Annotated in this window: 20 protein-coding genes; 4 read left to right on the top strand and 16 right to left on the bottom strand. The window is 54.8% G+C overall.

Features of this window, described 5'->3' with window-relative positions; all coding sequences use genetic code 11:
* Window position 1 precedes the first annotated feature (1 nt).
* The 16 genes from L462_RS00790 to leuO form a co-directional block, all read right to left on the bottom strand.
* Window positions 2–922, bottom strand: a complete 921-nt coding sequence (locus L462_RS00790; RefSeq protein ID WP_032679624.1) for a D-alanine--D-alanine ligase — start codon at window positions 920–922, stop codon at window positions 2–4.
* On the bottom strand, window positions 915–2,390 hold the full coding sequence (gene murC / locus L462_RS00795) for a UDP-N-acetylmuramate--L-alanine ligase (protein WP_014168630.1): 1,476 nt from the start codon (window positions 2,388–2,390) through the stop codon (window positions 915–917). The genes L462_RS00790 and murC overlap by 8 nt, the downstream gene beginning before the upstream one ends.
* Before the next feature lie 58 nt (window positions 2,391–2,448).
* Entirely contained in the window at window positions 2,449–3,513 is a 1,065-nt protein-coding gene (gene murG / locus L462_RS00800; protein ID WP_020882577.1) for an undecaprenyldiphospho-muramoylpentapeptide beta-N-acetylglucosaminyltransferase, read from the bottom strand.
* Complete coding sequence (gene ftsW, locus L462_RS00805) at window positions 3,510–4,754, bottom strand: cell division protein FtsW (RefSeq protein WP_014168628.1); 1,245 nt, start codon at window positions 4,752–4,754, stop codon at window positions 3,510–3,512. Before ftsW ends, murG begins: the two co-directional genes overlap by 4 nt.
* The gene (gene murD, locus L462_RS00810; protein WP_020882576.1) at window positions 4,754–6,070 is read right to left on the bottom strand and encodes a UDP-N-acetylmuramoyl-L-alanine--D-glutamate ligase; all 1,317 of its coding nucleotides are present in this window, start codon (window positions 6,068–6,070) and stop codon (window positions 4,754–4,756) included. The genes ftsW and murD overlap by 1 nt, the downstream gene beginning before the upstream one ends.
* A gap of 2 nt (window positions 6,071–6,072) precedes the next feature.
* Window positions 6,073–7,155, bottom strand: a complete 1,083-nt coding sequence (gene mraY, locus L462_RS00815) for a phospho-N-acetylmuramoyl-pentapeptide-transferase (RefSeq protein WP_008501985.1) — start codon at window positions 7,153–7,155, stop codon at window positions 6,073–6,075.
* Entirely contained in the window at window positions 7,149–8,507 is a 1,359-nt protein-coding gene (gene murF / locus L462_RS00820) for a UDP-N-acetylmuramoyl-tripeptide--D-alanyl-D-alanine ligase (protein ID WP_032679623.1), read from the bottom strand. Before murF ends, mraY begins: the two co-directional genes overlap by 7 nt.
* Window positions 8,504–9,991: a UDP-N-acetylmuramoyl-L-alanyl-D-glutamate--2,6-diaminopimelate ligase gene (gene murE, locus L462_RS00825; RefSeq protein ID WP_032679622.1), complete on the bottom strand. Its 1,488-nt coding sequence runs from the start codon at window positions 9,989–9,991 to the stop codon at window positions 8,504–8,506. The genes murF and murE overlap by 4 nt, the downstream gene beginning before the upstream one ends.
* The gene (locus L462_RS00830; protein ID WP_014168624.1) at window positions 9,978–11,744 is read right to left on the bottom strand and encodes a peptidoglycan glycosyltransferase FtsI; all 1,767 of its coding nucleotides are present in this window, start codon (window positions 11,742–11,744) and stop codon (window positions 9,978–9,980) included. The genes murE and L462_RS00830 overlap by 14 nt, the downstream gene beginning before the upstream one ends.
* A 15-nt stretch (window positions 11,745–11,759) precedes the next feature.
* The gene (gene ftsL, locus L462_RS00835) at window positions 11,760–12,125 is read right to left on the bottom strand and encodes a cell division protein FtsL (RefSeq protein WP_008501989.1); all 366 of its coding nucleotides are present in this window, start codon (window positions 12,123–12,125) and stop codon (window positions 11,760–11,762) included.
* On the bottom strand, window positions 12,122–13,063 hold the full coding sequence (rsmH, locus tag L462_RS00840) for a 16S rRNA (cytosine(1402)-N(4))-methyltransferase RsmH (RefSeq protein ID WP_014168623.1): 942 nt from the start codon (window positions 13,061–13,063) through the stop codon (window positions 12,122–12,124). Before rsmH ends, ftsL begins: the two co-directional genes overlap by 4 nt.
* A gap of 2 nt (window positions 13,064–13,065) precedes the next feature.
* Window positions 13,066–13,524 (bottom strand): division/cell wall cluster transcriptional repressor MraZ, encoded by a 459-nt coding sequence (mraZ, locus tag L462_RS00845; RefSeq protein WP_025205427.1) that lies wholly within the window; start codon window positions 13,522–13,524, stop codon window positions 13,066–13,068.
* Between the two features lie 598 nt (window positions 13,525–14,122).
* Window positions 14,123–15,130: a catabolite repressor/activator gene (gene cra, locus L462_RS00850; protein WP_014168621.1), complete on the bottom strand. Its 1,008-nt coding sequence runs from the start codon at window positions 15,128–15,130 to the stop codon at window positions 14,123–14,125.
* A gap of 179 nt (window positions 15,131–15,309) precedes the next feature.
* Complete coding sequence (gene ilvN, locus L462_RS00855; protein WP_003856371.1) at window positions 15,310–15,801, bottom strand: acetolactate synthase small subunit; 492 nt, start codon at window positions 15,799–15,801, stop codon at window positions 15,310–15,312.
* Between the two features lies 1 nt (window position 15,802).
* Window positions 15,803–17,527 carry an acetolactate synthase 3 large subunit gene (gene ilvI, locus L462_RS00860; RefSeq protein ID WP_014168620.1) on the bottom strand — a complete coding sequence of 575 codons (1,725 nt, stop codon included), beginning with the start codon at window positions 17,525–17,527 and terminating at the stop codon, window positions 15,803–15,805.
* A gap of 380 nt (window positions 17,528–17,907) precedes the next feature.
* Complete coding sequence (leuO, locus tag L462_RS00865; RefSeq protein WP_032669418.1) at window positions 17,908–18,852, bottom strand: transcriptional regulator LeuO; 945 nt, start codon at window positions 18,850–18,852, stop codon at window positions 17,908–17,910.
* A gap of 635 nt (window positions 18,853–19,487) precedes the next feature.
* On the opposite strand from leuO, the gene leuL reads away from it, so the two are divergent.
* The 4 genes from leuL (at window position 19,488) to leuC (ending at window position 23,731) form a co-directional block, all read left to right on the top strand.
* The gene (gene leuL, locus L462_RS25820) at window positions 19,488–19,574 is read left to right on the top strand and encodes a leu operon leader peptide (protein WP_071530973.1); all 87 of its coding nucleotides are present in this window, start codon (window positions 19,488–19,490) and stop codon (window positions 19,572–19,574) included.
* Between the two features lie 91 nt (window positions 19,575–19,665).
* A complete protein-coding gene (gene leuA / locus L462_RS00870; RefSeq protein WP_014168617.1) occupies window positions 19,666–21,237 on the top strand; it encodes a 2-isopropylmalate synthase in 1,572 nt (523 codons plus the stop codon).
* Window positions 21,237–22,328 carry a 3-isopropylmalate dehydrogenase gene (leuB, locus tag L462_RS00875; protein ID WP_032679621.1) on the top strand — a complete coding sequence of 364 codons (1,092 nt, stop codon included), beginning with the start codon at window positions 21,237–21,239 and terminating at the stop codon, window positions 22,326–22,328. The genes leuA and leuB overlap by 1 nt, the downstream gene beginning before the upstream one ends.
* Window positions 22,329–22,330: 2 nt before the next feature.
* Entirely contained in the window at window positions 22,331–23,731 is a 1,401-nt protein-coding gene (gene leuC / locus L462_RS00880; protein ID WP_020882571.1) for a 3-isopropylmalate dehydratase large subunit, read from the top strand.
* The last annotated feature ends 3 nt before the right edge of the window (window positions 23,732–23,734 follow it).

The following is a 23,734-nucleotide window of genomic DNA, read 5'->3' as shown; positions in this document are numbered from 1 at the left end:
ATCAGCCCGCCTGGTCCAGAATACGTACGACTAATTGCGAGAAGCTCATCCCCGCCTGACGCGCTGCCATCGGCACAAGGCTGTGGCTGGTCATTCCCGGAGAAGTATTTGCTTCCAGCAGATAAAATTGTCCATCACTGTCGAGCATCACGTCGATGCGGCCCCATCCACGGCAACCCAGAACATGCCAGGCTTTAACCACCAGGGACTGTAAATCGGTTTCACGCTCAGCTTCAAGACCACTTGGGCAGAAATATTGCGTCTCATCAGAGAGATACTTCGCCTCATAATCATAGAAGGTTCCGGCCGGTTGGATACGAATTGACGGTAAAATTTCTTCGCCAAGCATCGCGACGGTAAATTCCGGCCCGCTGAGCCATTTTTCAATCAGAACTTCTTCATCATGTTGAAATGCCAGGGCTAAAGCGGAAGATAAATCCTCAGCTTTCTCAACTTTGGACATGCCAACGCTCGACCCTTCGCGGCTGGGCTTTACAATAACCGGTAAGCCCAGCTCAGCAATGCGTGCATTAACGCTATCGGAGAGGCCCATTTCAAATTCGCGACGCGTCAGGGCAACCCAGGGGGCAACGGGTAAACCCGCGCCCTGCCACAGCAGTTTGCTGCGCAGTTTATCCATAGAAATGGCGGAGGCCATCACACCGCTGCCGGTGTACGGCATGCCGGTGAGTTCCAGCAGCCCCTGAAGGGTGCCGTCTTCGCCACCACGGCCATGTAACGCGATAAAGACTTTATCGAAGCCCATCGCCTTTAACTGGGTTACGTTAGTCTCTTTCGGATCGACCAGGTGCGCATCCACACCCCCTTCACGCAGGCCCGCCAGTACAGCGGCACCTGAATTCAGGGAAACCTCGCGCTCGGCGGATGTGCCGCCAGACAGGACAGCAATCTTATCAGCCATGATGCTCATCCTCCTGAGTTTGCGGCTTCAGTTTGATTTCAGCTAAGGTACGGGCGATTTTGCCGATATTTCCCGCGCCCTGAATCAGAATTAAATCGTTGCCGGTCAGCACCGGGGCCAGAATTTCAGCCACCTGGGCAGGATCGGAAACCAAAATAGGGTCTACTTTACCGCGTCCGCGGATGGTACGACATAAAGAACGGCTGTCTGCACCAGGAATAGGAGTTTCGCCCGCTGCATAAACATCCAGCATCAGGAGCGTATCCACCTGTGACAGGACGCTGGCGAAATCGTCATACAGGTCACGGGTGCGCGTGAAACGGTGCGGCTGGAAGATCATGACCAGATTTTTTTCTGGCCAGCCTGCACGCGCGGCTTTGATCGTCGCGTCCACTTCCGTCGGGTGGTGACCGTAGTCATCAACCAGCATGGCAGTACCGGGTTTACCGTTCACCGCCTCCAGCGGGTATTCACCGAGGAAGTCGAAGCGACGCCCGGTTCCCTGGAAGCTTTCCAGTGCACGAAGAATGGCTTCGTCATCAATGCCTTCTTCTGTCGCCACGGCCACTGCCGCTGCGGCATTCAGGGCGTTGTGACGCCCTGGTGCATTCAGGGTGACATGCAGCAGTTCTTTGTCCTGACGCGCCAGGGTGAAATGCCCCTGCGCACCCAGCTGTTTGTAATCTTCCACGCGGACATCAGCGTCTTCGCTGAAGCCATAAGTCGTGATTTGACGTCCGACGCGCGGCAACAGCTCGCGAATCACCGGATCGTCTACACACATTACCGCGCGTCCATAGAACGGCAGGTTGTGCAGGAAATTAATAAAGGTCTGCTTTAAGTTCTCGAAGTCGCCCTGGTAAGTATCCATATGGTCGGCTTCGATATTGGTGACGATGGCGACCATCGGCTGCAGATGCAGGAACGACGCATCGCTCTCATCCGCTTCGGCAATTAAATAACGGCTGTGTCCGAGACGCGCATGCACGCCTGCCGCTTTTACCAGACCACCATTGACGAACGTCGGGTCGAGGCCCGCTTCCGCATAAATGCTGGAGACCATCGCCGTGGTGGTGGTTTTGCCGTGGGTTCCGGCAATCGCAATGCCATGACGAAAACGCATCAACTCCGCCAGCATTTCCGCACGGCGGATCACCGGGATACGCGCTTCGTGCGCGGCCACGATTTCCGGGTTATCAGAGGAGATGGCGCTCGACACGACCACCACACTCGCATCGCGCACGTTTTCCGGGCGATGATTGAAATAGATAGTCGCCCCAAGCGACGCCAGCTGCTGCGTAACAGGGTTTGGCGCCAGGTCAGACCCGCTGATCTGATAGCCTTCGTTAGCTAACACTTCGGCAATACCGCCCATGCCAGCACCACCGATGCCAACAAAGTGAATGTGCCGGACGCGACGCATCTCGGGCACGATAGAACGCAGTTTTGCCAGTTGTTGTGTATTCATTCTCTAAACGCCATCGACTACTTAAAAAATTCGTGCAGCGCAACACGCGCTGCGAGGGTTAAGCCTGGGCTGCCAGGCTCACTTCTTTTGCCACCCGTTCCGTTGCATCAGGAATAGCGGTCGCGCGTGCGCGTTGCGCCATCTCCAGTAATGCCTCTCTGTTCCAGCCCGCCAGGGTGGTGGCGACCGCATCGGCGGTAAATTGTGGCTGTTCAAATATTTTCGCGGCGCCGGCTTTCTCAAGCGGCAACGCATTCCAGTACTGCTGTCTGTCTTTGTGCTGGAACGGCACAAACAGAGCCGGCAACCCGGCGGCGGCAATTTCGCTCACCGTCAATGCGCCAGAGCGGCAGACCACGACATCGGCCCAGGCATACGCTGCGGCCATGTCGTCGATAAATTCCGTCACTTTATGCTGCGGCTGGCCTTCATCGGCGTAAGCCTGCTCAACCATCTGCTGAGCACCTTTTCCGCTTTGGTGCCAGATTGTCACCGCATCCCCCAGCTTTGCTGCAACCTGCGGCATCGTCTGGTTTAAAATGCGTGCGCCCTGAGAACCGCCAACGACCAGCACACGGACCGGCCCTTCACGACCAGGCAGGCGCGCATCCGGTAATGGCAGCGCCAGCACGTCTACGCGCACCGGGTTACCCACCACGTCCGCCTTCGGGAAGGCTCCCGGGAAAGCCTGCATCACTTTGGTGGCAATTTTCGCCAGCCATTTATTGGTCAGACCGGCAATGCCGTTCTGCTCATGCAGCACCACGGGGATGCCCAATGACCAGGCCGCCAGCCCACCCGGGCCAGAAACATAGCCGCCCATCCCCAGCACCACATCAGGCTTAAAACGCTTCATGATGGCGCGCGCCTGACGCCAGGCGTTGAAAATACGCACCGGTGCCAGAAGCTGGGCCTTAATGCCTTTTCCGCGTAAGCCGGAAATGCGAATAAAGTCGATCTCGATACCGTGCTTCGGTACTAGGTCGGCTTCCATGCGGTCCGCGGTTCCCAGCCAGCGTACCTGCCAGCCCTGATCCATTAAATGGTGCGCAACTGCGAGCCCCGGGAACACATGTCCACCGGTACCGCCTGCCATCACCATTAACCGCTTCGGTTGATTCATCGTGAACCTCGTGTAAACGCCTGGGCTTTTTCCAGACGCGTTTCATAATCTATGCGTAACAACATCATGATGGCCGTCGACATAATCAGCAGACTGGAACCACCATAACTGATCAACGGCAACGTCAGGCCTTTGGTCGGCAGCATACCCGCTGCGGCCCCGACGTTAACCAATGCCTGGAAACTAAACCAGATACCTATTGAGCAGGCTAAGAAACCTGAAAAGCGGTGATCGATCTCCAGCGCTTTCCGCCCAATCGACATGGCGCGGAAAGCGACGAAGAATACCATTAATAGCGCTAATACCACACCGATATAACCCAGTTCTTCCCCAATAATGGAGAAGATGAAGTCAGTGTGCGCTTCGGGTAAATACTCCAGTTTTTGTACCGAGTTGCCCAGGCCCTGACCCCAGACTTCACCGCGACCAAAAGCCATCAGCGACTGCGTCAGCTGATAACCGCTGCCAAACGGGTCTTCCCACGGGTTCCAGAATGAGGTCACACGGCGGATACGGTAAGGCTCGGCGAGGATCAGCAGCACAACCGCTGAGATACCCATTCCGATGATGGCGATGAACTGCCACAGCTTCGCCCCGGCCAGGAACAGCATTGCCAGCGTGGTGACAAACAGCACGACCACGGTACCAAGGTCAGGCTGCGCCAGCAGTAAGACCGCCAGCACCAGAATAACGCCCATGGGTTTTAAGAAGCCGCGCAGGTTATTACGCACTTCATCCACTTTACGTACCAGGTAGTTAGCCAGGTAGCAGAACAGGGAGAGTTTGGTAAATTCCGCGGGCTGAATACGCAGTGGGCCAAAGGCAATCCAGCGCGATGCCCCGTTTACGGAGCTCCCCACCACCAGCACGATCAGCAGCATAATGATGGAGGCGATCAGCATCGCGGTACTGTGCCGCTGCCAGAACTCCATCGGCAGACGTAATGTCACCAGCGCCAGACAGAACGCCAGGATGATGTACAGGCCATCACGTTTCGCAAACAGGAACGGATCGTTCGCCAGTCGCTGCCCGACAGGCATTGACGCCGAGGTCACCATGATAAAACCAACCGCCGCCAGCCCCAGCGTGAGCCAGAAGAGCGTACGGTCGTACATGACCAGGCTGTCGTTATCTTTTTGACGAGAGCCCATCACCCAGCCTTTGAGTGCCGCAAACACCCACGCCAGAACGCCAAATCCTGGCAGGCGCGGCATTTTCAGGCGAGGGAGAGATAAACGCATCAGCCTAACTCCTTCGCCAGACGGGTAAAGAGATCGCCACGCTGTTCGAAATTCTTGAATTGATCGAGGCTGGCGCAGGCCGGAGAGAGCAGCACCATATCACCCGGCTTCACGCGAGGGGCAATCAGCCGCATCGCCTGCTCCATGGTCTCGGTTTGCTCGGCAATGTCAGGACGCAGCTCAGCCAGCTCACTGCCGTCGCGACCAAAGCAGTACAAGCGGATATTATTCCCGGCGAGATACGGTTTCAGCGTGGAGAAATCCGCCGATTTACCGTCGCCGCCCAGCAGTAAATGCAGGGTCCCTTCAACGTGCAGGCCGTTCAGGGCGGCCTCGGTACTGCCGACGTTGGTGGCTTTTGAGTCATTAATCCAGCGCACACCGTTGTGCTCCAGCGCCAGTTGGAAACGGTGCGCCAGGCCGTTAAAGGTGGTCAATGCTTGCAGGCTGGACGAACGCGGCAGCCCTACGGCATCCGCCAGCGCCAGCGCCGCCAGAGCATTGGTGTAGTTATGCTGGCCGGTAAGCTTCATCTCTTTCACGTTCAGCACTTTCTCACCCTTCACGCGCAGCCAGGTTTCGCCCAGTTGACGGTTAAGATGATAGTCACCCATGGTAATGCCAAAGCTAATACAGCGATCGTCCGCCCCGCGCACCGGCATGGTCAGGGCGTCATCCGCGTTGACGACGCAGACCTTCGCATTTTCATAAATGCGCAGTTTGGCGGCGCGGTACTGCTGTAGACCAAACGGATAGCGATCCATATGATCTTCAGTAACGTTAAGGATAGTCGCCGCGGCCGCACGAAGGCTGGAGGTCGTTTCCAGCTGGAAGCTGGAAAGCTCGAGGACGTACAATTCACAGCCTTTATCCAGCAGCATTAGCGCTGGCAGGCCAATATTGCCTCCCACGCCCACGTTCATGCCCGCCGCTTTCGCCATCTCACCCACAAGGGTGGTGACGGTGCTTTTACCGTTAGAGCCGGTAATCGCGATAACGGGTGCCTGCGCTTCACGGCAGAACAACTCAATATCACCGACAATCTCAACGCCCGCATCGGCCGCGGCGCTGAGTGAAGGATGTGCCAGCGCCATACCGGGGCTGGCGACAATCAGATCGGCTGCCAGCAGCCAGTCATCATTCAGACCACCAAGGTGGCGTTCAACCTGTTCCGGCAGTTTATCCAGACCCGGCGGAGAAACACGCGTATCCATTACGCGAGGCGTCACGCCGCGCGCGAGGAAAAAGTCCACGCAGGAGAGGCCTGTCAGCCCCAACCCGATGATAACGACTTTTTTGCCCTGGTAATCTGCCATGATTAACGTACCTTCAGCGTTGCCAGGCCAATCAGCACCAGCATCAGCGAAATAATCCAGAAGCGCACAATCACGCGCGGTTCCGGCCAGCCTTTCAGTTCATAGTGATGGTGAATCGGTGCCATACGGAAGATGCGCTGACCGCGCAGCTTGAAGGACCCGACCTGCAAAATCACTGAAAGGGTTTCAACCACAAATACCCCACCCATAATCACCAACAGGAACTCCTGGCGCAGCAGTACGGCAATAATGCCCAGCGCGCCGCCCAGAGCCAGTGAACCGACGTCACCCATAAAGACCTGCGCCGGGTAGGTGTTGAACCACAGGAAGCCCAGTCCCGCCCCGACAATCGCCGTACAGACGATAACCAGTTCGCCTGCGTGTCGCAGGTATGGAATGTGCAGATAGTTAGCAAAGTTCATATTACCGGTGGCCCACGCCACCAGCGCAAAACCGGCGGCGACGAAGACGGTTGGCATAATCGCCAGGCCATCCAGACCGTCGGTCAGGTTTACGGCGTTACCGGTGCCCACGATGACGAAGTAGGCCAGCAGAATGTAGAACAGCCCCAGTTGCGGCATCACATCTTTAAAGAACGGCACCACCAGCTCGGTGGCGGGGGTGTCTTTTCCTGCCAGATACAGCGCGAAGGCCACGCCCAGCGCAATCACCGACATCCAGAAGTATTTCCAGCGGGCGATCAGGCCCTTGGTGTCTTTACGCACGACCTTGCGGTAATCATCAACAAACCCAATGATGCCGTAGCCCACCAGCACGGTAAGTACGCACCAGACGTACGGGTTAGAGGGATAAGCCCACAGCAGTACGGAAACAACGATCGCGGTCAGGATCATGATCCCGCCCATGGTCGGCGTACCTCGCTTGCTGAAGTGCGACTCCGGACCGTCGTTACGCACAACCTGACCGAAGGAGAGTTTTTGCAGACGGGCAATCATGCGCGGGCCCATCCACAAAGAGATGAACAGCGCAGTCAGCAGGCTGACAATGGCGCGAAACGTCAGATAGGAAAAGACGTTAAAGCCTGAATAATATTTGACCAAATGTTCGGCCAGCCAAACTAACATGTCCCGTTCTCCTGTAATGCGTGCACAACCTCTTCCATGGCGGCACTACGTGAACCTTTCACTAACACAGTCACAATTTGTTTTTCTGTCATCAATGCCTTAAGGCGTTCAATCAGCGCGGCTTTATCGGCAAAGTGCTCGCCAACACCGCTGGCATGGCTAATCGCCTGGCTCAGTTTTCCAGCGCTCAGCACGCAATCAATACCTGCCGCTTTCGCCGCGTCCCCCACCTGGACATGACACGCTTCGCTTTCATCACCCAGCTCAGCCATATCGCCCACCACCAGCACGCGATAACCTGGCATCTCAGACAACACCTGCACCGCCGCGGTCATTGAGCCGACGTTCGCGTTATAGGAGTCATCCAGAAGCAGTTTGTTTTCCGCAAGCTGGATCGGGAACAGACGCCCCGGCACGGCTTTTAAATTTGCCAGACCGGTTTTAATCGCCTGATGCGACGCACCAACCGCCATCGACAGCGCCGCTGCCGCGAGCGCATTGGCGATATTATGACGACCCGGCAATGGCAGAAGCACCTCAATGCCCCCGGTTGGGGTATTAAGGGTGAATTTCGTGCCATGTGAAGTCACATGAATATTGGTCGCGGTAAAATCACTGTTGGCCGCGTTCGGCGAGAAGCGCCAGGTCTTGCGGGAACCAATGATCTGTTGCCAGTTCAGCCAGTCATTGTTGTCGGCATTCATAATGGCGATACCGTCTTCCGGCAGGCCGGTATAGATCTCGCCTTTAGCTTTCGCCACGCCTTCCAGCGAACCAAAACCTTCCAGATGTGCAGCGGCCAGGTTATTCACCAGCGCTGCTTCCGGGCGCGTCAGGCTCACGGTCCAGGCGATTTCGCCCTGGTGGTTTGCCCCTAACTCGATCACGGCAAATTCATGCTCTTTGGTCAGGCGAAGTAATGTCATCGGCACGCCGATATCATTGTTAAGGTTGCCTGCCGTATAAAGCGTATTTCCGCACTGGCTCAGGATGGCCGCAGTCATCTCTTTCACAGAGGTTTTGCCTGATGAACCGGTCAGCGCGACGACGCGCGTCGGTACCTGCTGACGAACCCAGGCCGCCAGCTCGCCGAATGCCAGACGGGTATCTTTCACCACGATCTGCGGCAGATCGACAGCGAGTTTACGGCTGACCAGCAGCGCCCCTGCACCATTCTCCCTGGCCTGTTGTGCAAAATCATGCGCGTCAAAACGTTCGCCCTTCAGCGCCACAAACAGACAACCCGGGGTCACTTTGCGGGTATCGGTCGTCACGGCCTCGATGGTCAGATCGTGACCCAGCAGCTCGCCCTGCAGTACCGCAGCGGCCTGACTTAAGGTGATGCTAATCATGCCACGACTCCCAGCAGACGCGCGGCCGTGACGCGGTCCGAATAATCGAGACGACGGTTGCCAACAATCTGATAATCCTCATGGCCTTTCCCGGCCAGCAGCACAACGTCGTTTTCCTGAGCCTGCATGATGGCGTTGGTCACGGCTTCCGCACGGCCTTCCACCACGCGGGCGCGGCCTGCGTCCAGCATGCCCGACAGAATGTCGTTAATAATGGCGCGCGGCTCTTCAGTACGCGGGTTGTCATCGGTCACAACCGGAATATCCGCGAACTGTTCAGCAATGGCACCCATCAGTGGACGTTTGCCCTTATCACGGTCGCCACCGCAGCCAAACACACACCAGAGCTTACCGGTGCAGTGCAGACGCGCCGCTTCCAGTGCTTTTTCCAGTGCGTCCGGCGTGTGGGCATAATCGACCACCACGGTCGGTTTGCCCGGCGCGCTGAACACTTCCATACGGCCACATACCGGCTGCAGACGCTCAGCCGTTTCCAGCAGCGCGTTCATCGGATAACCCAGCGCCAGCAGCGTCGCCAGCGCCAGCAGCAGGTTGCTGACGTTAAACGCGCCCATCAGGCGGCTTTCAATTTCACCGTCACCCCATGAGGAGGTAAAACGAATGGTGGCGCCACTGTCGTGATAATCCACCGCAACCGCCTTCAGCCAGCGGCCGTGGCAGTTCGGGTTGATATGGTCTTCCATCGACACCGCAACCGCATCCGGCAGCTTCGCCAGCCAGCGGCGACCGACTTCGTCGTCAGCGTTGATGATGGCCTGTCCGCTATGGTGGGTGGAGTAGAGCAGCCATTTCGCCGCTTCGTAATGCTCCATATCACCATGATAATCAAGGTGATCACGGCTCAGGTTAGTGAATACTGAGGCGGCAAACTTCAGCGCCGCCACGCGGTGCTGCACCAGACCGTGGGAAGAGACTTCCATCGCGGCAAAGGTTGCCCCCTGCCCTGCCAGGCCGGCCAGCACGTGCTGTACGTCAACTGCGGAGCCGGTGGTGTTTTCGGTCGGGCTCACTTTGCCCAACAGACCGTTACCGACAGTTCCCATGACCGCACCGGTTTCACCCAGCAGCTGCGCCCACTGCGCCATGAGCTGCGTGGTCGTGGTTTTGCCGTTTGTACCTGTCACGCCCACCAGACGCAGCCGATCGGACGGTTCGTGATAGAAACGTCCGGCCAGCGCAGAAAGACGCTCGTTTAACTGGCTGAGATAGATGACCGGCACCCCGTGCATTTCACGGATTTCACCGTCAGTTGCCTCATCTTTAGCCTCAGCAATAATGGCAGCAACACCTTGCGCAATCGCCTGCGGGATATAACGACGCCCGTCCGCCTGATGACCGACCACCGCCACAAAAAGATCGCCAGAAGCAGCCGCACGGCTGTCCAGTACCATCTCTCGCAGTGCTCGCTCCGGTGCATTAGGCACCCACGGAGCGAGAAGGTCGCGCAAATTACGATCTGCCACCTGTACCCTCGCCTTGATTAATTACAAATTCACTTTTCTCGCCCGTTGCCAGCGCATCCGGTTCGATGTTCATGGTGCGCAACACGCCGCCCATGATGGCCCCGAACACAGGCGCGGAAACGGCGCCGCCGTAGTATTTACCCGCCTGTGGATCGTTAATGACGACCACCAGCGCAAAACGCGGATTACTGGCAGGCGCAACGCCTGCGGTATAGGCAATGTATTTGTTGATGTAACGGCCGTCTGGCCCCACTTTTTTCGCGGTACCGGTTTTGATGGCGATGCGATAGCCTTTGATCGCCGCCTTCACGCCGCCGCCGCCAGGCAGCGCCACGCTTTCCATCATATGAACGACGGTACGAACGATGGATTCCGGGAAGATACGCTCACCTGGAACCGGTGGATCAACTTTGGTAATGGACAGCGGACGATAGACGCCATAGCTGCCAATCGTTGCGTAGACTCGCGCTAACTGTAACGGCGTTACCATTAGCCCGTAGCCGAAAGAGAAGGTGGCCCTCTCTATGTCAGACCACCGTTGTTTTTGAGGATATAAGCCACTGCGTTCTCCGACCAACCCCAAATTGGTCGCCTTTCCAAGCCCAAAACGTGAGTAAGTCTCTACTAACGCTGAGGACGGCATCGCTAACGCCAGCTTTGAAACGCCAACGTTACTCGACTTCTGTAAAACCCCGGTCAGGGTCAATTCGCTGTAGCGCGCCACGTCTTTAATCTCGTGGCCGTTAATACGGTAAGGGATCGTGTTCAGAACCGTGTTTTCATTGACGATGCCACGCTGAAGCGCCGTCATGACCACCATCGGTTTCACCGTGGAGCCCGGTTCGAACACGTCGGTAATCGCCCGGTTACGCATCGCATCTTTTGCGGTGCCGGTAAAGTTGTTCGGGTTATAGGACGGGCTGTTGGCCATCGCAAGCACTTCGCCCGTACTGACGTCCACCAGCACGGCGCTGCCGGATTCCGCCTTGTTGAAGGCGACGGCGTTGTTCAGCTCGCGGTAGACCAATGCCTGCAGACGCTCATCAATACTCAGCGCCAGGTTGTGTGCCGCCTGACTGTCCGTGGAAGAGATATCTTCGATAACGCGGCCGTAGCGGTCTTTACGAACAATTCGCTCGCCAGGCTGGCCGGTGAGCCATTTATCGAAGCTTTTTTCAACGCCCTCAATCCCCTGGCTATCAACGTTGGTAAAGCCAATGAGGTGAGCGGTTACTTCGCCGGAAGGATAGTAGCGGCGGGATTCTTCACGAAGGTGAATACCCGGCAGCTTCAGCTTACGAATGTAGTCCGCCATGTCAGGGTTGACCTGACGCGCCAGATAGATAAAACGCCCTTTTGGATTGGCGTTGACGCGGGAAGCGAGCTGATCCAGCGGCATTTTCAGGGCATCCGAGAGCGCCTTCCAGCGGTTATCAAGCGTAATACCACCCGCATCGTGCAGCTCTTTCGGATCGGCCCAGATGGCTTTAACCGGTACGCTCACGGCCAGTGGACGGCCTGAGCGGTCGGTGATCATCCCGCGGGACGTCGACACTTCCTGAACGCGAAGGGAACGCATGTCGCCCTGTCGAACCAGCATGTCAGGGGCGATGATTTGCAACCATGCCACGCGTCCCAGCAGGAAACCCAGCGCCAGTAAAATGCAGCCGCAAAGCAACGCAAAACGCCAACTGATAAAGTTGGCCTGTTCTTCCTGACGTTTTGGTTTAAGCGTTTTTGCCGCTGCTCTCATGCGTCGCGTTTTCCCTTATTTTTGTACTACAATATTTTCCTGAGAAGGATCAACATGCTGCAATTGCAGCTTTTCCGTTGCGATCCGTTCAACCCGGCTGTGATCGCCGAGCGCGTTTTCTTCAAGGATCAGGTTTCGCCATTCAATATCCAGCGCATCGCGTTCCAGTACCATCTGCTCGCGTTGCGCAGTTAATAAGCGTGTGTGGTGGGCAGTCGTGACCACCGTGACGGCCGTGACAATGATGCAAATGAACAGACAGAGTGGCAGTTTCCCAAACCGCAAAAGATCGTCGCCGATCACGCCAGGCAAGGCATGGCGCTCGTTGCTTCCTAACGAATCCTTAACTTTGCTTAGGGTCTCTGTCACTCTGCCGATCATGCGTTCGTCCTCTCTGCAACACGCAGCACTGAACTACGGGCGCGTGGATTCTGTGCCACTTCTTCTTCGCCCGGCATCAACTTGCCTAATGCTCGCAACTGACGGCCACCCAGCTTCCTGAGTTGTTCTTCCGTCATCGGCAGCCCCGCTGGAACCTGTGGACCGCGGCTTTGTTCACGCATAAAGCGCTTCACAATGCGGTCTTCCAGCGAATGGAAGCTGATGATGGATAACCGCCCACCCGGGGCCAGCACGTCGAGCGAGCTTTTTAGCGCCAGCTCTATTTCCTCCAGTTCACTGTTTACCCAGATACGAACCGCCTGGAAGGTACGGGTCGCGGGATGTTTGTGCTTATCCTTCACCGGCGTCGCCGCCGCGATCACCTCGGCCAGCTCTTTCGTGCGGGTCATCGGCTCGATGCGGTTACGCTCAACGATGGCGCGCGCGATACGCTTGCCAAAACGCTCCTCGCCGAAGGTTTTGATCACCCAAGCAATATCCGCTTCGTCCGCGGTCTGTAACCACTCGGCGGCAGACTGACCGCGAGTAGGATCCATGCGCATGTCCAGTGGACCATCGCGCATAAAGGAGAAGCCCCGTTCAGCATCATCAAGCTGGGGTGAAGAGACGCCAAGATCGAGAAGGATTCCGTCGATCTTGCCCGTCAGGCCACGCTCGGCAACATAATCAGCGAGCGCAGAGAAAGGTCCATGCACGATGGAAAAGCGTGGGTCATCGATGGTTTGCGCAACGGCAATCGCCTGCGGATCGCGATCGATTGCCAGCAGACGCCCTTCCGCTCCAAGCTGGGAGAGGATTAAGCGCGAGTGGCCACCGCGACCAAAAGTGCCATCAATGTAGATGCCGTCCGGACGAATATTCAGGCCGTTAACGGCCTCATCCAGCAGCACCGTTTTATGTTTGTAATTTTCCATCATATTTATAGAGACAAGTCCTGCAGCCGTTCCGATAATGTCGCGGAATCAGACTGCTCAGCGTCGATATCTTCCTTGACCTGTTGATACCAGGTCGTTTCATCCCACAGTTCAAACTTGTTGAACTGCCCGACCAGCATCACTTCTTTGGTCAGACCGGCATGTTGCCGTAACACAGGGGCAATCAGTAACCGGCCTGCGCTATCCATCTGACATTCACTGGCATGTCCCAATAACAACCGCTGCACGCGGCGTTCCTGCGGGTTCATGCTCGACAGTCGCGACAGCTTTTGCTCAATAATTTCCCATTCAGGTAAGGGGTAAAGCAGCAGGCAGGGGGAGTTGATGTCAATGGTGCAAACCATTTGACCCGTAGCATTCTCAATCAGCTGGTCGCGGTATCGGGTTGGTACCGATAAACGCCCTTTGCTGTCGAGATTGACTAACGTAGCTCCACGGAACATGCCAGTCTCACCCCTCCTCACCACTTTAACCCACAAATTCCCACCTAAAGGAGTTTACGGAGCGAGGGAAAAGCTTGTCAAGCCAGGACTCTCCCTATACAGGCCCGAAAGGCCTCTATTTACAGAGATAAACAGTCCTGGTTAATAACTGCACAACTGGCGAGGCAAAATTAACGTTATGAATATTTGTAAGAAAAAAACCGAATATGCACACTAGCGTTAAGGCTCACTCAATATCATCGCAGATAAATATAAAGTGTCAGTTTGCGACGCGGGCAGCATTTTATGACAGATTCTCAGGGGATAACAGCGCCAGATTCACCCCAGGGCTCGCGAAACGCGGCGGTTGCCGTGCAAGCTGGCACAGGAGAAGGAAAAACGTCTGAATATTCATCGCCGGAAGAGGGTTTGTAACAAAATAATACAAAGACAGGCATTTAAAATCGTTTAAACGTCCTTTAAAGGAACCATTAAACGCCAAAATGAATTAAGAAAAATAGCAGAAGGTAAATTCGCAAGAATTATCCTAATTTCTCTACGGGAATTATCCCGGCGAATTATTTCGTCAAAAGGGGGCAGATTTCTCCGCCCCGTCATTTCATTTATGGCGGCTCAAAATTCCGCGATGGTAAAGATTACGTTTAATACGCGTCAGACCCGGCTTCGGTTTACGCGGCTCGTCCAGACTTGCCAGCACAATTTCCAGCACGCGTTCAGCCACATCACGATGGCGTTGAGCCACCGCCAGAACCGGGCACTGGAGGAAGTCGAGCAGCTCGTTATCACCGAAGGTCGCGATGGCCAGGTCGGAAGGCAGTTTACCCTCACGGCGTAAGGTCACATCCATCACCCCCTGCAGCAGAGCAAATGAGGTGGTGAATAGCGCCTGCGGCATCGGGTGCGTTTCCAGCCATTTCTCGAAAAGCTGTGCGGCCGCTTCACGTTCATAGCTGTTGGCATAGAGGTAGTGCACCTCACGGGGATCGTCTTTCCAGGCGGTTCTGAACCCCTGTTCACGCAGGAAGCTGACTGACAGTTCAGGCAGCGCCCCCAGATACAGCACCGTTTCAGCCGGGAAGGTTCTCAGCTCTGCCGCCAGCATCTCGGCATCATCCTGATCGGCACCGACGACGCTCGTGAAATGCTCCCTGTCGAGCGCACGATCCAGCGCCACAATCGGGAATGGGTCGTTCGCCCAGCGTTGATAGAATGGGTGTTCAGGCGGTAAAGAGGTGGAGACGATGATGGCATCGACCTGACGCTGGAGCAGATGCTCAATACAGCGCATCTCGTTGTCGGGCTGGTCTTCCGAGCAGGCAATCAGCAACTGATAGCCACGCTGGCGCGCCTGACGTTCAAGATAGTTGGCGATACGGGTATAGCTGGTGTTTTCCAGATCCGGGATCACCAGGCCAATAGAGCGGGTGCGTCCGGCACGCAGGCCAGCTGCGACAGCATTCGGATGGTAGTTATGTTCACGAACCACCGCCATAACTTTTTCAACGGTCTTATCGCTGACACGGTACTGCTTTGCTTTACCGTTAATCACATAGCTGGCCGTTGTTCGTGACACGCCGGCTAGCCGGGCGATTTCATCCAGTTTCACAATTGCCCCTTAAAAAATGAAAAGAGTCCATGGCCTTGGCAAGGTTATGGTTAAATCTTTTAACATCTAAACGCAGAATAGCCTTCGCGGCAACCGCTTTTATCTCTGTTGTCGGCTGATTACACAAAAAAAAGCCCGGCTTTGGTGACCGGGCAGAAAGAGGCGAACCTTTTAGACAACTAACGCATGATCTTATCGCCGCGTGACAGGCCAACAACGCCCGATCTCGCAACCTCAACAATTTTTGCCACATCCCGTACAGATGCCAGGAAGGCATCCAGCTTGTCACTCGTTCCGGCCAGCTGAACCGTATATATAGAAGGCGTGACGTCTATAATCTGCCCACGGAAGATATCCGTGTTACGTTTCACTTCCTCGCGCCCGTAACCGCTGGCCTGGATTTTCACCAGCATGACCTCTCGCTCAACGTAGGCACCCTGCCCCAGCTCGCTGACGCGCAGAACATCGACCAGCTTATGCAGCTGTTTCTCGATCTGCTCAAGCACTTTGGCATCGCCGACGGTCTGGATGGTCATGCGCGACAGCGTCGGATCGTCAGTCGGCGCAACGGTCAGGCTTTCAATGTTATAGCCGCGCTGTGCAAAAAGGCCAATGACGCGCGACAGTGCGCCAGACTCGTTTTCCAGTAAAACAGATAATATCCGGCGCATATCAGGTTCTCTCCGTTTTGCTTAACCACATTTCATCCATACCACCACCGCGAATATGCATCGGGTATACGTGCTCGGTGCCATCAACAATGACATCCATAAAAACGAGGCGGTTATTTTTAACGTGCTCAAGCGCTTCACCGAGCTTCGTTTCCAGCTCTGCCGGATCGGTCACTCGCATCCCAATATGGCCGTAGGCTTCAGCCAGACGAACAAAGTCCGGCAGTGACGTCATGTAGGACTGAGAGTGACGACCAGAGTAGATCATGTCCTGCCACTGCTTCACCATCCCGAGATAACCATTATTCAGGTTCAGCACCAGTACCGGCAGCTCATACTGAAGGGCCGTCGACAGCTCCTGGATGTTCATCTGAATACTGCCGTCTCCCGTCACGCAGACGACGGTTTCGTCAGGCAGAGCCAGCTTGACGCCCAGTGCGGCAGGCAAGCCAAAGCCCATCGTTCCTAACCCTCCGGAGTTAATCCAGTGGCGCGGTTTATCAAACGGATAATAAAGGGCGGCAAACATCTGATGCTGACCCACGTCAGACGTCACGTATGCCTCGCCTTTCGTCAGCCGCCAGATAGTTTCGATCACCGCCTGCGGCTTAATGCTGTCGCTTTGCGTGTCATACTTCAGGCACTGACGCGCGCGCCATTGTTCGATCTGCTGCCACCAGTCACGGATCTCATCCAGCGGCTGGGAAGGCGGCTCCTGTGCCAGCAGATCCAGCATTTGCTCCAGCACCTGGCGGGCATCACCGACGATCGGCACATCCGCAGACACCGTTTTCGAAATAGAGGTGGGATCGATATCAATATGAAGCACGGTGGCGTTCGGGCAGTATTTCGCCAGATTGTTGGTGGTGCGATCGTCAAAGCGCACGCCGACGGCAAAGATCACATCGGAATGGTGCATCGTCATGTTGGCTTCATAGGTGCCGTGCATACCCAGCATCCCCAGAGCCTGACGGTGAGTTGCCGGGAAAGCGCCCAGCCCCATCAGCGACGACGCAACGGGAAGATTGAGTTTCTCGATAAGCTCCCGAAGCTGCCCTTCACAGGCAGAATTGATTGCCCCACCACCGACATAGACTACCGGTTTTTTGGCGGCCAGCAGCGTTTGCAAGGCACGTTTGATCTGCCCCTTGTGGCCCTGCGTCGTTGGGTTGTATGAGCGCATGCTCACCGACTCCGGCCAGACATAAGGAAGCTTGTTCGCCGGGTTCAAGATATCTTTCGGCAGATCGACCACCACCGGGCCGGGACGCCCGCTTGCTGCCAGCCAGAAGGCTTTTTTCAATATCCCCGGGATGTCTTCAGTTTGCTTAACCAGGAAGCTGTGCTTCACAACGGGACGCGAAATTCCCACCATGTCGCACTCCTGAAACGCGTCGTAGCCAATCAGTGACGTCGCCACCTGGCCGGAAAGAATAACCAGCGGGATAGAGTCCATATACGCCGTGGCAATGCCGGTGATGGCGTTTGTCGCGCCGGGACCGGACGTCACTAATACCACGCCTACTTCACCTGTCGCGCGGGCCAGCCCGTCAGCCATATGCACCGCCGCCTGCTCGTGGCGTACTAAAACATGGTCAATGCCGCCTACCGTATGAAGCGCATCATAAATATCCAGGACTGCGCCTCCGGGATAACCGAACACTTGCTTCACGCCCTGATCGATTAACGATCGGACGACCATTTCCGCGCCAGACAACATCTCCATGCTTTGCCTCCAGGCATTTTGTTATAGACGAGCTGCAGAATTCATTTCCGCACCGTCTTACGACTGGGTTAAACCAATCTTATATTTTGCAGAGTGATCGTTACCTTAACCGCTCGTTATGAGGCAGGCAATTAGCAGACCGGGTGAGCTAAACGGTTCGCAAAGCAGAAAAAACAGGTATTAAGGAAGGATATGGTCAATTCATCTGGTATTAGAGGATGAGATGATTAATCATCGCTGAAAAGCGCGTCGATTCAGGAAATCATCTATTTTTGCGAGCCAGAGAGCAGTAAGAAAAAATTCACAACAGAATAAAATAACAATAACAGAGAAAAAACCAGGATAAATCACACGCGAAGATGCAATTTATCCTGATGCGCTTATCGACGGCAAATACTGATCAGCAACTCTTCCATCCACTGATGCCCTTTATCCCGACCGGCGGCTTCATGCCAGGAGAGATAGCAGGTACGGCTATTCAGCTTGAGCGGCAACGGCAACATTTGCAGTTGTAGTTGACCGGAAAACTCTTCAGCCAGCCAGCGTGGTGCAATAGCCACCAGATGTGTCTGCGAGACCACGTTTAATACGCTGACCATTGCCATTCCCTGATAAGCAACGCTTGCCTGTTTATCCGCCGTGTCATACCACGGCAGGCTAAAGGAAGCATATCTGTCGAGCGCAACAACAGCATGCTGCTCGCTATAAACGTCACTTTCCCGAAGCGGAGAATTGAGTCGGGGGTGTTTTTTACTGGCGACCAACACCATTTCATCTTTAAACAGCGGAACGCAAGAAAATTCAGGACGTCGAAATTCTTCATATCCCAGAACGAACTCGGTCTCCTGGTAGCGTAACTGATGCTCTGTGTTTTGATTTAAGGATGATTTAAAAACCAGATGGATATTGGGAGCGATCTCTTCAACTTTATTATAAATAATCGACGTCAAATAATTATCTAACGGACTGCAAACACAAAGATTGAATACACGCTCACTGCTTAAAGGTTCAAAGCCTGACCCTGGCAGCTCGTTCTGAACCAGCTGCAACGCCTGACGGATAGAGCCGAATAACTGGAATGCCCGTGCGGTAGGCTGTATTCCTCTCCCGTAACGAACGAATAACTCGTCGTTAAACATAACCTTAAGTCTGGCGACAGCATTACTGACCGCGGGCTGAGACATCCCCAACGTATGGGCCGCCCGGGTGATATTCTGCTCCTGCATGACAGCATCAAATACCGTGAGCAGATTAAGGTCCACTGTACGTAACTGCGGTTTAATCCCATCAGTAGTTTGAGGTTGTTTAATATTAATTTCTGGCACTTCTGACTCCACTGTCACGCTACACTCCCTTTGCCAACGTACTGTAATAATTCCGAAGAATATGATTTACCATGCATATACGATCAGCGAAAGAGAATTATTTTAAATTCGGAAAATATAAAGAACAGTTTAGCGAAAATGACTTTTCGCCACTGACAAACGATAAAATAAACACCACTGCAAATGATATGCTTCACTTTAGGATTTGAATGAAACCATAAACTAGACCAATATACAATCGCCAGCGGGTTAATGATGTCTTAAGTATTATTAAACTGTTATTGCAACCCCGATTAAATAAGTTAACAATCTGTAATAACCATTAGACATCCGAAGTGATAAAAAACATTCACCGCATTTATAACTTAATGATATCAAACCCATTTGCGTCCCATACAATTGGGTAGCGAACTTTTAATTTATTCATCACAATTATATTCAATTATTTCTGCAACCTTTTTCTCAGTCCAAAATTAGACAATTTGTAGGGTCGGAAAAGCAAAACCCAGCACAATTAGCTAAAGCACATATCCTGTCAACCAGGCCAGCCGGGTGCGTTTTTGCCTGCAGGGGTTGACATGCACAGTCGTATCCAGTACCACTAAAAGCATATTGAATTTAACGGAGCACGATTCATGATTCGCACCATTCGTTTCACCGGTCTACTACTACTAAACGCATCCACTGTGCGCGGTAGACTGGCGGGCGAAATTCAGCGTTGAATCGTCACCAGTAAGACTAAAAACCCGCGCCACTGCGCGGGTTTTTTTATGCTCGTAGCAAGGCGCCCTAAGACTGACAAGGACCTAACCCATGAGCCAGCAAGTCATTATTTTCGATACAACTTTACGTGACGGTGAACAGGCATTACAGGCAAGCCTGAGTGTGAAAGAGAAACTGCAGATCGCGCTGGCTCTCGAACGTATGGGTGTCGACGTGATGGAGGTCGGTTTCCCTGTCTCTTCTCCGGGTGACTTCGAATCCGTGCAGACCATTGCGCGTACCATTAAGAACAGCCGCGTCTGTGGCCTGGCACGCTGTGTGGAAAAAGATATCGATGTTGCGGCCGAGTCGTTGAAGGTTGCCGAAGCATTCCGTATTCATACCTTTATTGCAACCTCTCCTATGCACATTGCCACCAAGCTGCGCAGCACGCTGGATGAGGTCATTGAGCGCGCGGTCTACATGGTCAAACGTGCCCGTAACTACACGGATGACGTTGAATTCTCCTGTGAAGATGCTGGCCGTACGCCGATTGAAGATTTGGCGCGCGTGGTGGAAGCTGCCATCAATGCGGGCGCTAAAACCATCAACATCCCGGACACTGTCGGCTACACCATGCCGTTTGAGTTCTCCAACATCATTACCGGTCTGTATGAACGCGTACCAAACATTGATCAAGCGATTATCTCCGTACATACCCACGACGACCTGGGGCTGGCCGTTGGCAACGCCATCGCGGCGGTGCACGCCGGTGCACGTCAGGTAGAAGGCGCGATGAACGGCATCGGTGAACGTGCAGGTAACTGTTCACTGGAAGAAGTGATCATGGCGATCAAAGTGCGCAAAGACATCATGAATGTGCATACCCGCATCAATCACAACGAAATCTGGCGTACCAGCCAGACCGTCAGCCAGATCTGCAACATGCCCATCCCGGCTAACAAGGCGATTGTGGGTACCGGCGCCTTTGCGCACTCCTCCGGTATTCATCAGGATGGCGTGCTGAAAAACCGTGAAAACTACGAAATCATGACCCCGGAATCCATCGGCCTGAACCAGGTTCAGTTGAACCTGACCTCCCGTTCCGGTCGTGCGGCGGTGAAACACCGTATGGAAGAGATGGGTTATAAGGACAGCGATTACAACATGGATCAGCTGTACGACGCCTTCCTGAAGCTGGCCGATAAAAAAGGTCAGGTATTCGACTATGACCTGGAAGCGCTGGCCTTCATCAATAAACAGCAGGAAGAGCCTGAGCACTTCCGCCTCGATTACTTCAGCGTGCAGTCAGGCTCCAGCGACATTGCGACTGCCTCGGTCAAACTGGCCTGTGGCGAAGACATTAAGGCCGAAGCGGCAAACGGCAATGGCCCGGTTGATGCCATTTACCGCGCAATTAACCGCGTCACCGAATACGACGTAGAGCTGGTGAAATATGACCTGACGGCCAAGGGCCACGGTGAGAATGCCCTGGGTCAGGTTGATATCGTGGTCACCCATAATGGCCGTCGTTTCCACGGTGTGGGCCTGGCGACGGATATTGTTGAATCCTCCGCGAAGGCGATGGTCCACGTGCTGAACAATATCTGGCGCGCCGCTGAAGTTGAAAAAGAGTTGCAACGCAAAGCTCAGAATAAAGAGAACAACAAGGAAACCGTGTAATGTCGAAGAATTACCATATTGCTGTGTTACCGGGTGACGGTATTGGCCCGGAAGTGATGGCACAGGCGCTGAAAGTACTGGAAGCCGTTCGTTCGCGTTTTGCGATGAAAATCTCCACCAGCCACTATGATGTGGGCGGTATCGCCATCGATAATCACGGTACTCCGCTGCCAAAAGCGACCGTTGAAGGGTGTGAAAATGCGGATGCAGTGCTGTTTGGCTCCGTGGGTGGCCCTAAATGGGAACACCTGCCGCCCGCCGAGCAGCCTGAGCGCGGCGCGCTGCTGCCACTGCGTAAACATTTTAAATTGTTCAGCAACCTGCGTCCGGCGAAGCTGTACCAGGGGCTGGAAACGTTCTGTCCGCTGCGTGCAGATATCGCGGCTAACGGCTTTGACATCCTGTGCGTGCGTGAACTGACCGGCGGGATCTACTTCGGGCAGCCTAAAGGGCGCGAAGGCAGCGGTCAGCATGAAAAAGCCTTTGATACTGAGGTCTATCACCGTTTTGAAATTGAACGTATCGCCCATATCGCCTTTGAGTCGGCGCGCAAACGTCGTCATAAAGTGACGTCTATCGATAAAGCGAACGTTCTGCAGTCTTCTATTTTGTGGCGTGAAATCGTCAGTGAAGTCGCGAAACAGTATCCGGATGTCGAACTGTCCCATATGTACATCGACAACGCGACCATGCAGCTGATTAAAGATCCGTCGCAGTTTGACGTTCTGCTGTGTTCCAACCTGTTCGGCGATATTCTCTCGGACGAGTGCGCAATGATCACAGGCTCTATGGGGATGTTGCCATCAGCCAGCCTCAATGAAGAGGGATTTGGCCTGTACGAACCTGCTGGCGGCTCCGCGCCCGATATCGCCGGCAAAAACATTGCCAACCCGATTGCGCAGATCCTCTCCCTGGCCTTGCTGTTGCGCTACAGCCTTGATGCCGGTGATGCAGCAACCGCAATTGAAAACGCCATTAACCGTGCGTTAGAAGAAGGTGTCCGTACCGGTGATTTAGCACGCGGCACGGCGGCAGTCAGTACCGATGAAATGGGCGACATTATTGCCCGCTATGTCGCTGAAGGGGTGTAATCATGGCGAAAACGTTATATGAAAAATTGTTTGATGCGCACGTAGTTTACGAGGCACCAAACGAAACCCCACTGTTGTATATCGATCGCCATCTGGTGCACGAGGTTACCTCCCCTCAGGCATTCGACGGACTGCGTGCGCATAAGCGCCCGGTGCGCCAGCCAGGTAAAACCTTCGCGACAATGGATCACAACGTCTCCACGCAAACCAAAGATATCAATGCGTCGGGTGAAATGGCGCGTATCCAGATGCAGGAGCTGATCAAAAACTGCAATGAATTTGGCGTCGAGCTCTACGATCTGAACCACCCGTATCAGGGTATCGTCCACGTGATGGGGCCAGAACAGGGCATCACCCTGCCAGGCATGACCATCGTCTGCGGTGACTCCCACACGGCCACCCACGGCGCGTTTGGGGCCCTGGCGTTCGGTATTGGTACCTCTGAAGTTGAACATGTTCTGGCGACGCAGACCCTGAAACAGGGCCGCGCCAAAACCATGAAGATTGAAGTGAAAGGCAAAGCGGCCCCGGGCATTACCGCCAAAGACATCGTGCTGGCCATCATCGGTAAAACCGGCAGCGCAGGCGGCACCGGTCACGTGGTTGAATTCTGCGGTGAAGCCATCCAGGCACTGAGCATGGAGGGCCGTATGACGCTCTGCAACATGGCCATTGAGATGGGGGCAAAAGCGGGCCTGGTTGCGCCAGACGAAACAACCTTCAGCTATGTGAAGGGCCGTCTGCACGCGCCGAAAGACCAGGATTTTATTGAGGCAGTTGCGTACTGGAAAACCCTGAAAACCGACGATGGTGCGACGTTTGATACCGTGGTTACGCTGCAGGCGGAAGACATTGCGCCACAGGTGACCTGGGGAACCAACCCGGGCCAGGTGATTTCCGTTAACGATAATATTCCTGACCCGGCCTCTTTCAGCGATCCGGTCGAGCGCGCCAGTGCGGAAAAAGCGCTGGCCTATATGGGTCTGAAGCCAGGCATTCCGTTGACTGACGTGACCATTGATAAAGTGTTTATCGGCTCCTGCACCAACTCCCGTATCGAAGATTTACGCGCGGCGGCCGAGATTGCCAAAGGCCGTAAAGTGGCACCGGGCGTTCAGGCGCTGGTCGTGCCGGGTTCCGGCCCGGTGAAAGCCCAGGCGGAAGCCGAAGGCCTGGATAAGATCTTTATCGAAGCGGGCTTCGAATGGCGCCTGCCTGGCTGCTCCATGTGCCTGGCCATGAACAATGACCGCCTGAATCCTGGCGAGCGTTGTGCCTCCACCAGTAACCGTAACTTTGAAGGCCGTCAGGGCCGCGGTGGGCGTACTCACCTGGTCAGCCCGGCAATGGCCGCCGCTGCGGCAGTGACCGGTCATTTCGCCGATATTCGCAGCCTGAAATAAGGA

The organism is Enterobacter sp. BIDMC 26, from assembly GCF_000534435.1.
Taxonomy (GTDB): Bacteria; Pseudomonadota; Gammaproteobacteria; order Enterobacterales; family Enterobacteriaceae; genus Enterobacter; species Enterobacter ludwigii.
Note: the sequence above shows the minus strand (reverse complement) of the source record. Positions and strands in the feature narration are given on the sequence as shown.

Bases quoted from the DNA above. Each gene is read 5' to 3' on its own strand.
- L462_RS00790 (WP_032679624.1), bottom strand. From the start codon at position 922: ATGGCTGATAAGATTGCTGTCCTGTCTGGCGGCACATCCGCCGAGCGC.
- murC (WP_014168630.1), bottom strand. From the start codon at position 2,390: ATGAATACACAACAACTGGCAAAACTGCGTTCTATCGTGCCCGAGATG.
- murG (WP_020882577.1), bottom strand. From the start codon at position 3,513: ATGAATCAACCGAAGCGGTTAATGGTGATGGCAGGCGGTACCGGTGGA.
- ftsW (WP_014168628.1), bottom strand. From the start codon at position 4,754: ATGCGTTTATCTCTCCCTCGCCTGAAAATGCCGCGCCTGCCAGGATTT.
- murD (WP_020882576.1), bottom strand. From the start codon at position 6,070: ATGGCAGATTACCAGGGCAAAAAAGTCGTTATCATCGGGTTGGGGCTG.
- mraY (WP_008501985.1), bottom strand. From the start codon at position 7,155: ATGTTAGTTTGGCTGGCCGAACATTTGGTCAAATATTATTCAGGCTTT.
- murF (WP_032679623.1), bottom strand. From the start codon at position 8,507: ATGATTAGCATCACCTTAAGTCAGGCCGCTGCGGTACTGCAGGGCGAG.
- L462_RS00830 (WP_014168624.1), bottom strand. From the start codon at position 11,744: ATGAGAGCAGCGGCAAAAACGCTTAAACCAAAACGTCAGGAAGAACAG.
- ftsL (WP_008501989.1), bottom strand. From the start codon at position 12,125: ATGATCGGCAGAGTGACAGAGACCCTAAGCAAAGTTAAGGATTCGTTA.
- rsmH (WP_014168623.1), bottom strand. From the start codon at position 13,063: ATGATGGAAAATTACAAACATAAAACGGTGCTGCTGGATGAGGCCGTT.
- mraZ (WP_025205427.1), bottom strand. From the start codon at position 13,524: ATGTTCCGTGGAGCTACGTTAGTCAATCTCGACAGCAAAGGGCGTTTA.
- ilvN (WP_003856371.1), bottom strand. From the start codon at position 15,801: ATGCGCCGGATATTATCTGTTTTACTGGAAAACGAGTCTGGCGCACTG.
- ilvI (WP_014168620.1), bottom strand. From the start codon at position 17,527: ATGGAGATGTTGTCTGGCGCGGAAATGGTCGTCCGATCGTTAATCGAT.
- leuL (WP_071530973.1), top strand. From the start codon at position 19,488: ATGATTCGCACCATTCGTTTCACCGGTCTACTACTACTAAACGCATCC.
- leuA (WP_014168617.1), top strand. From the start codon at position 19,666: ATGAGCCAGCAAGTCATTATTTTCGATACAACTTTACGTGACGGTGAA.
- leuB (WP_032679621.1), top strand. From the start codon at position 21,237: ATGTCGAAGAATTACCATATTGCTGTGTTACCGGGTGACGGTATTGGC.
- leuC (WP_020882571.1), top strand. From the start codon at position 22,331: ATGGCGAAAACGTTATATGAAAAATTGTTTGATGCGCACGTAGTTTAC.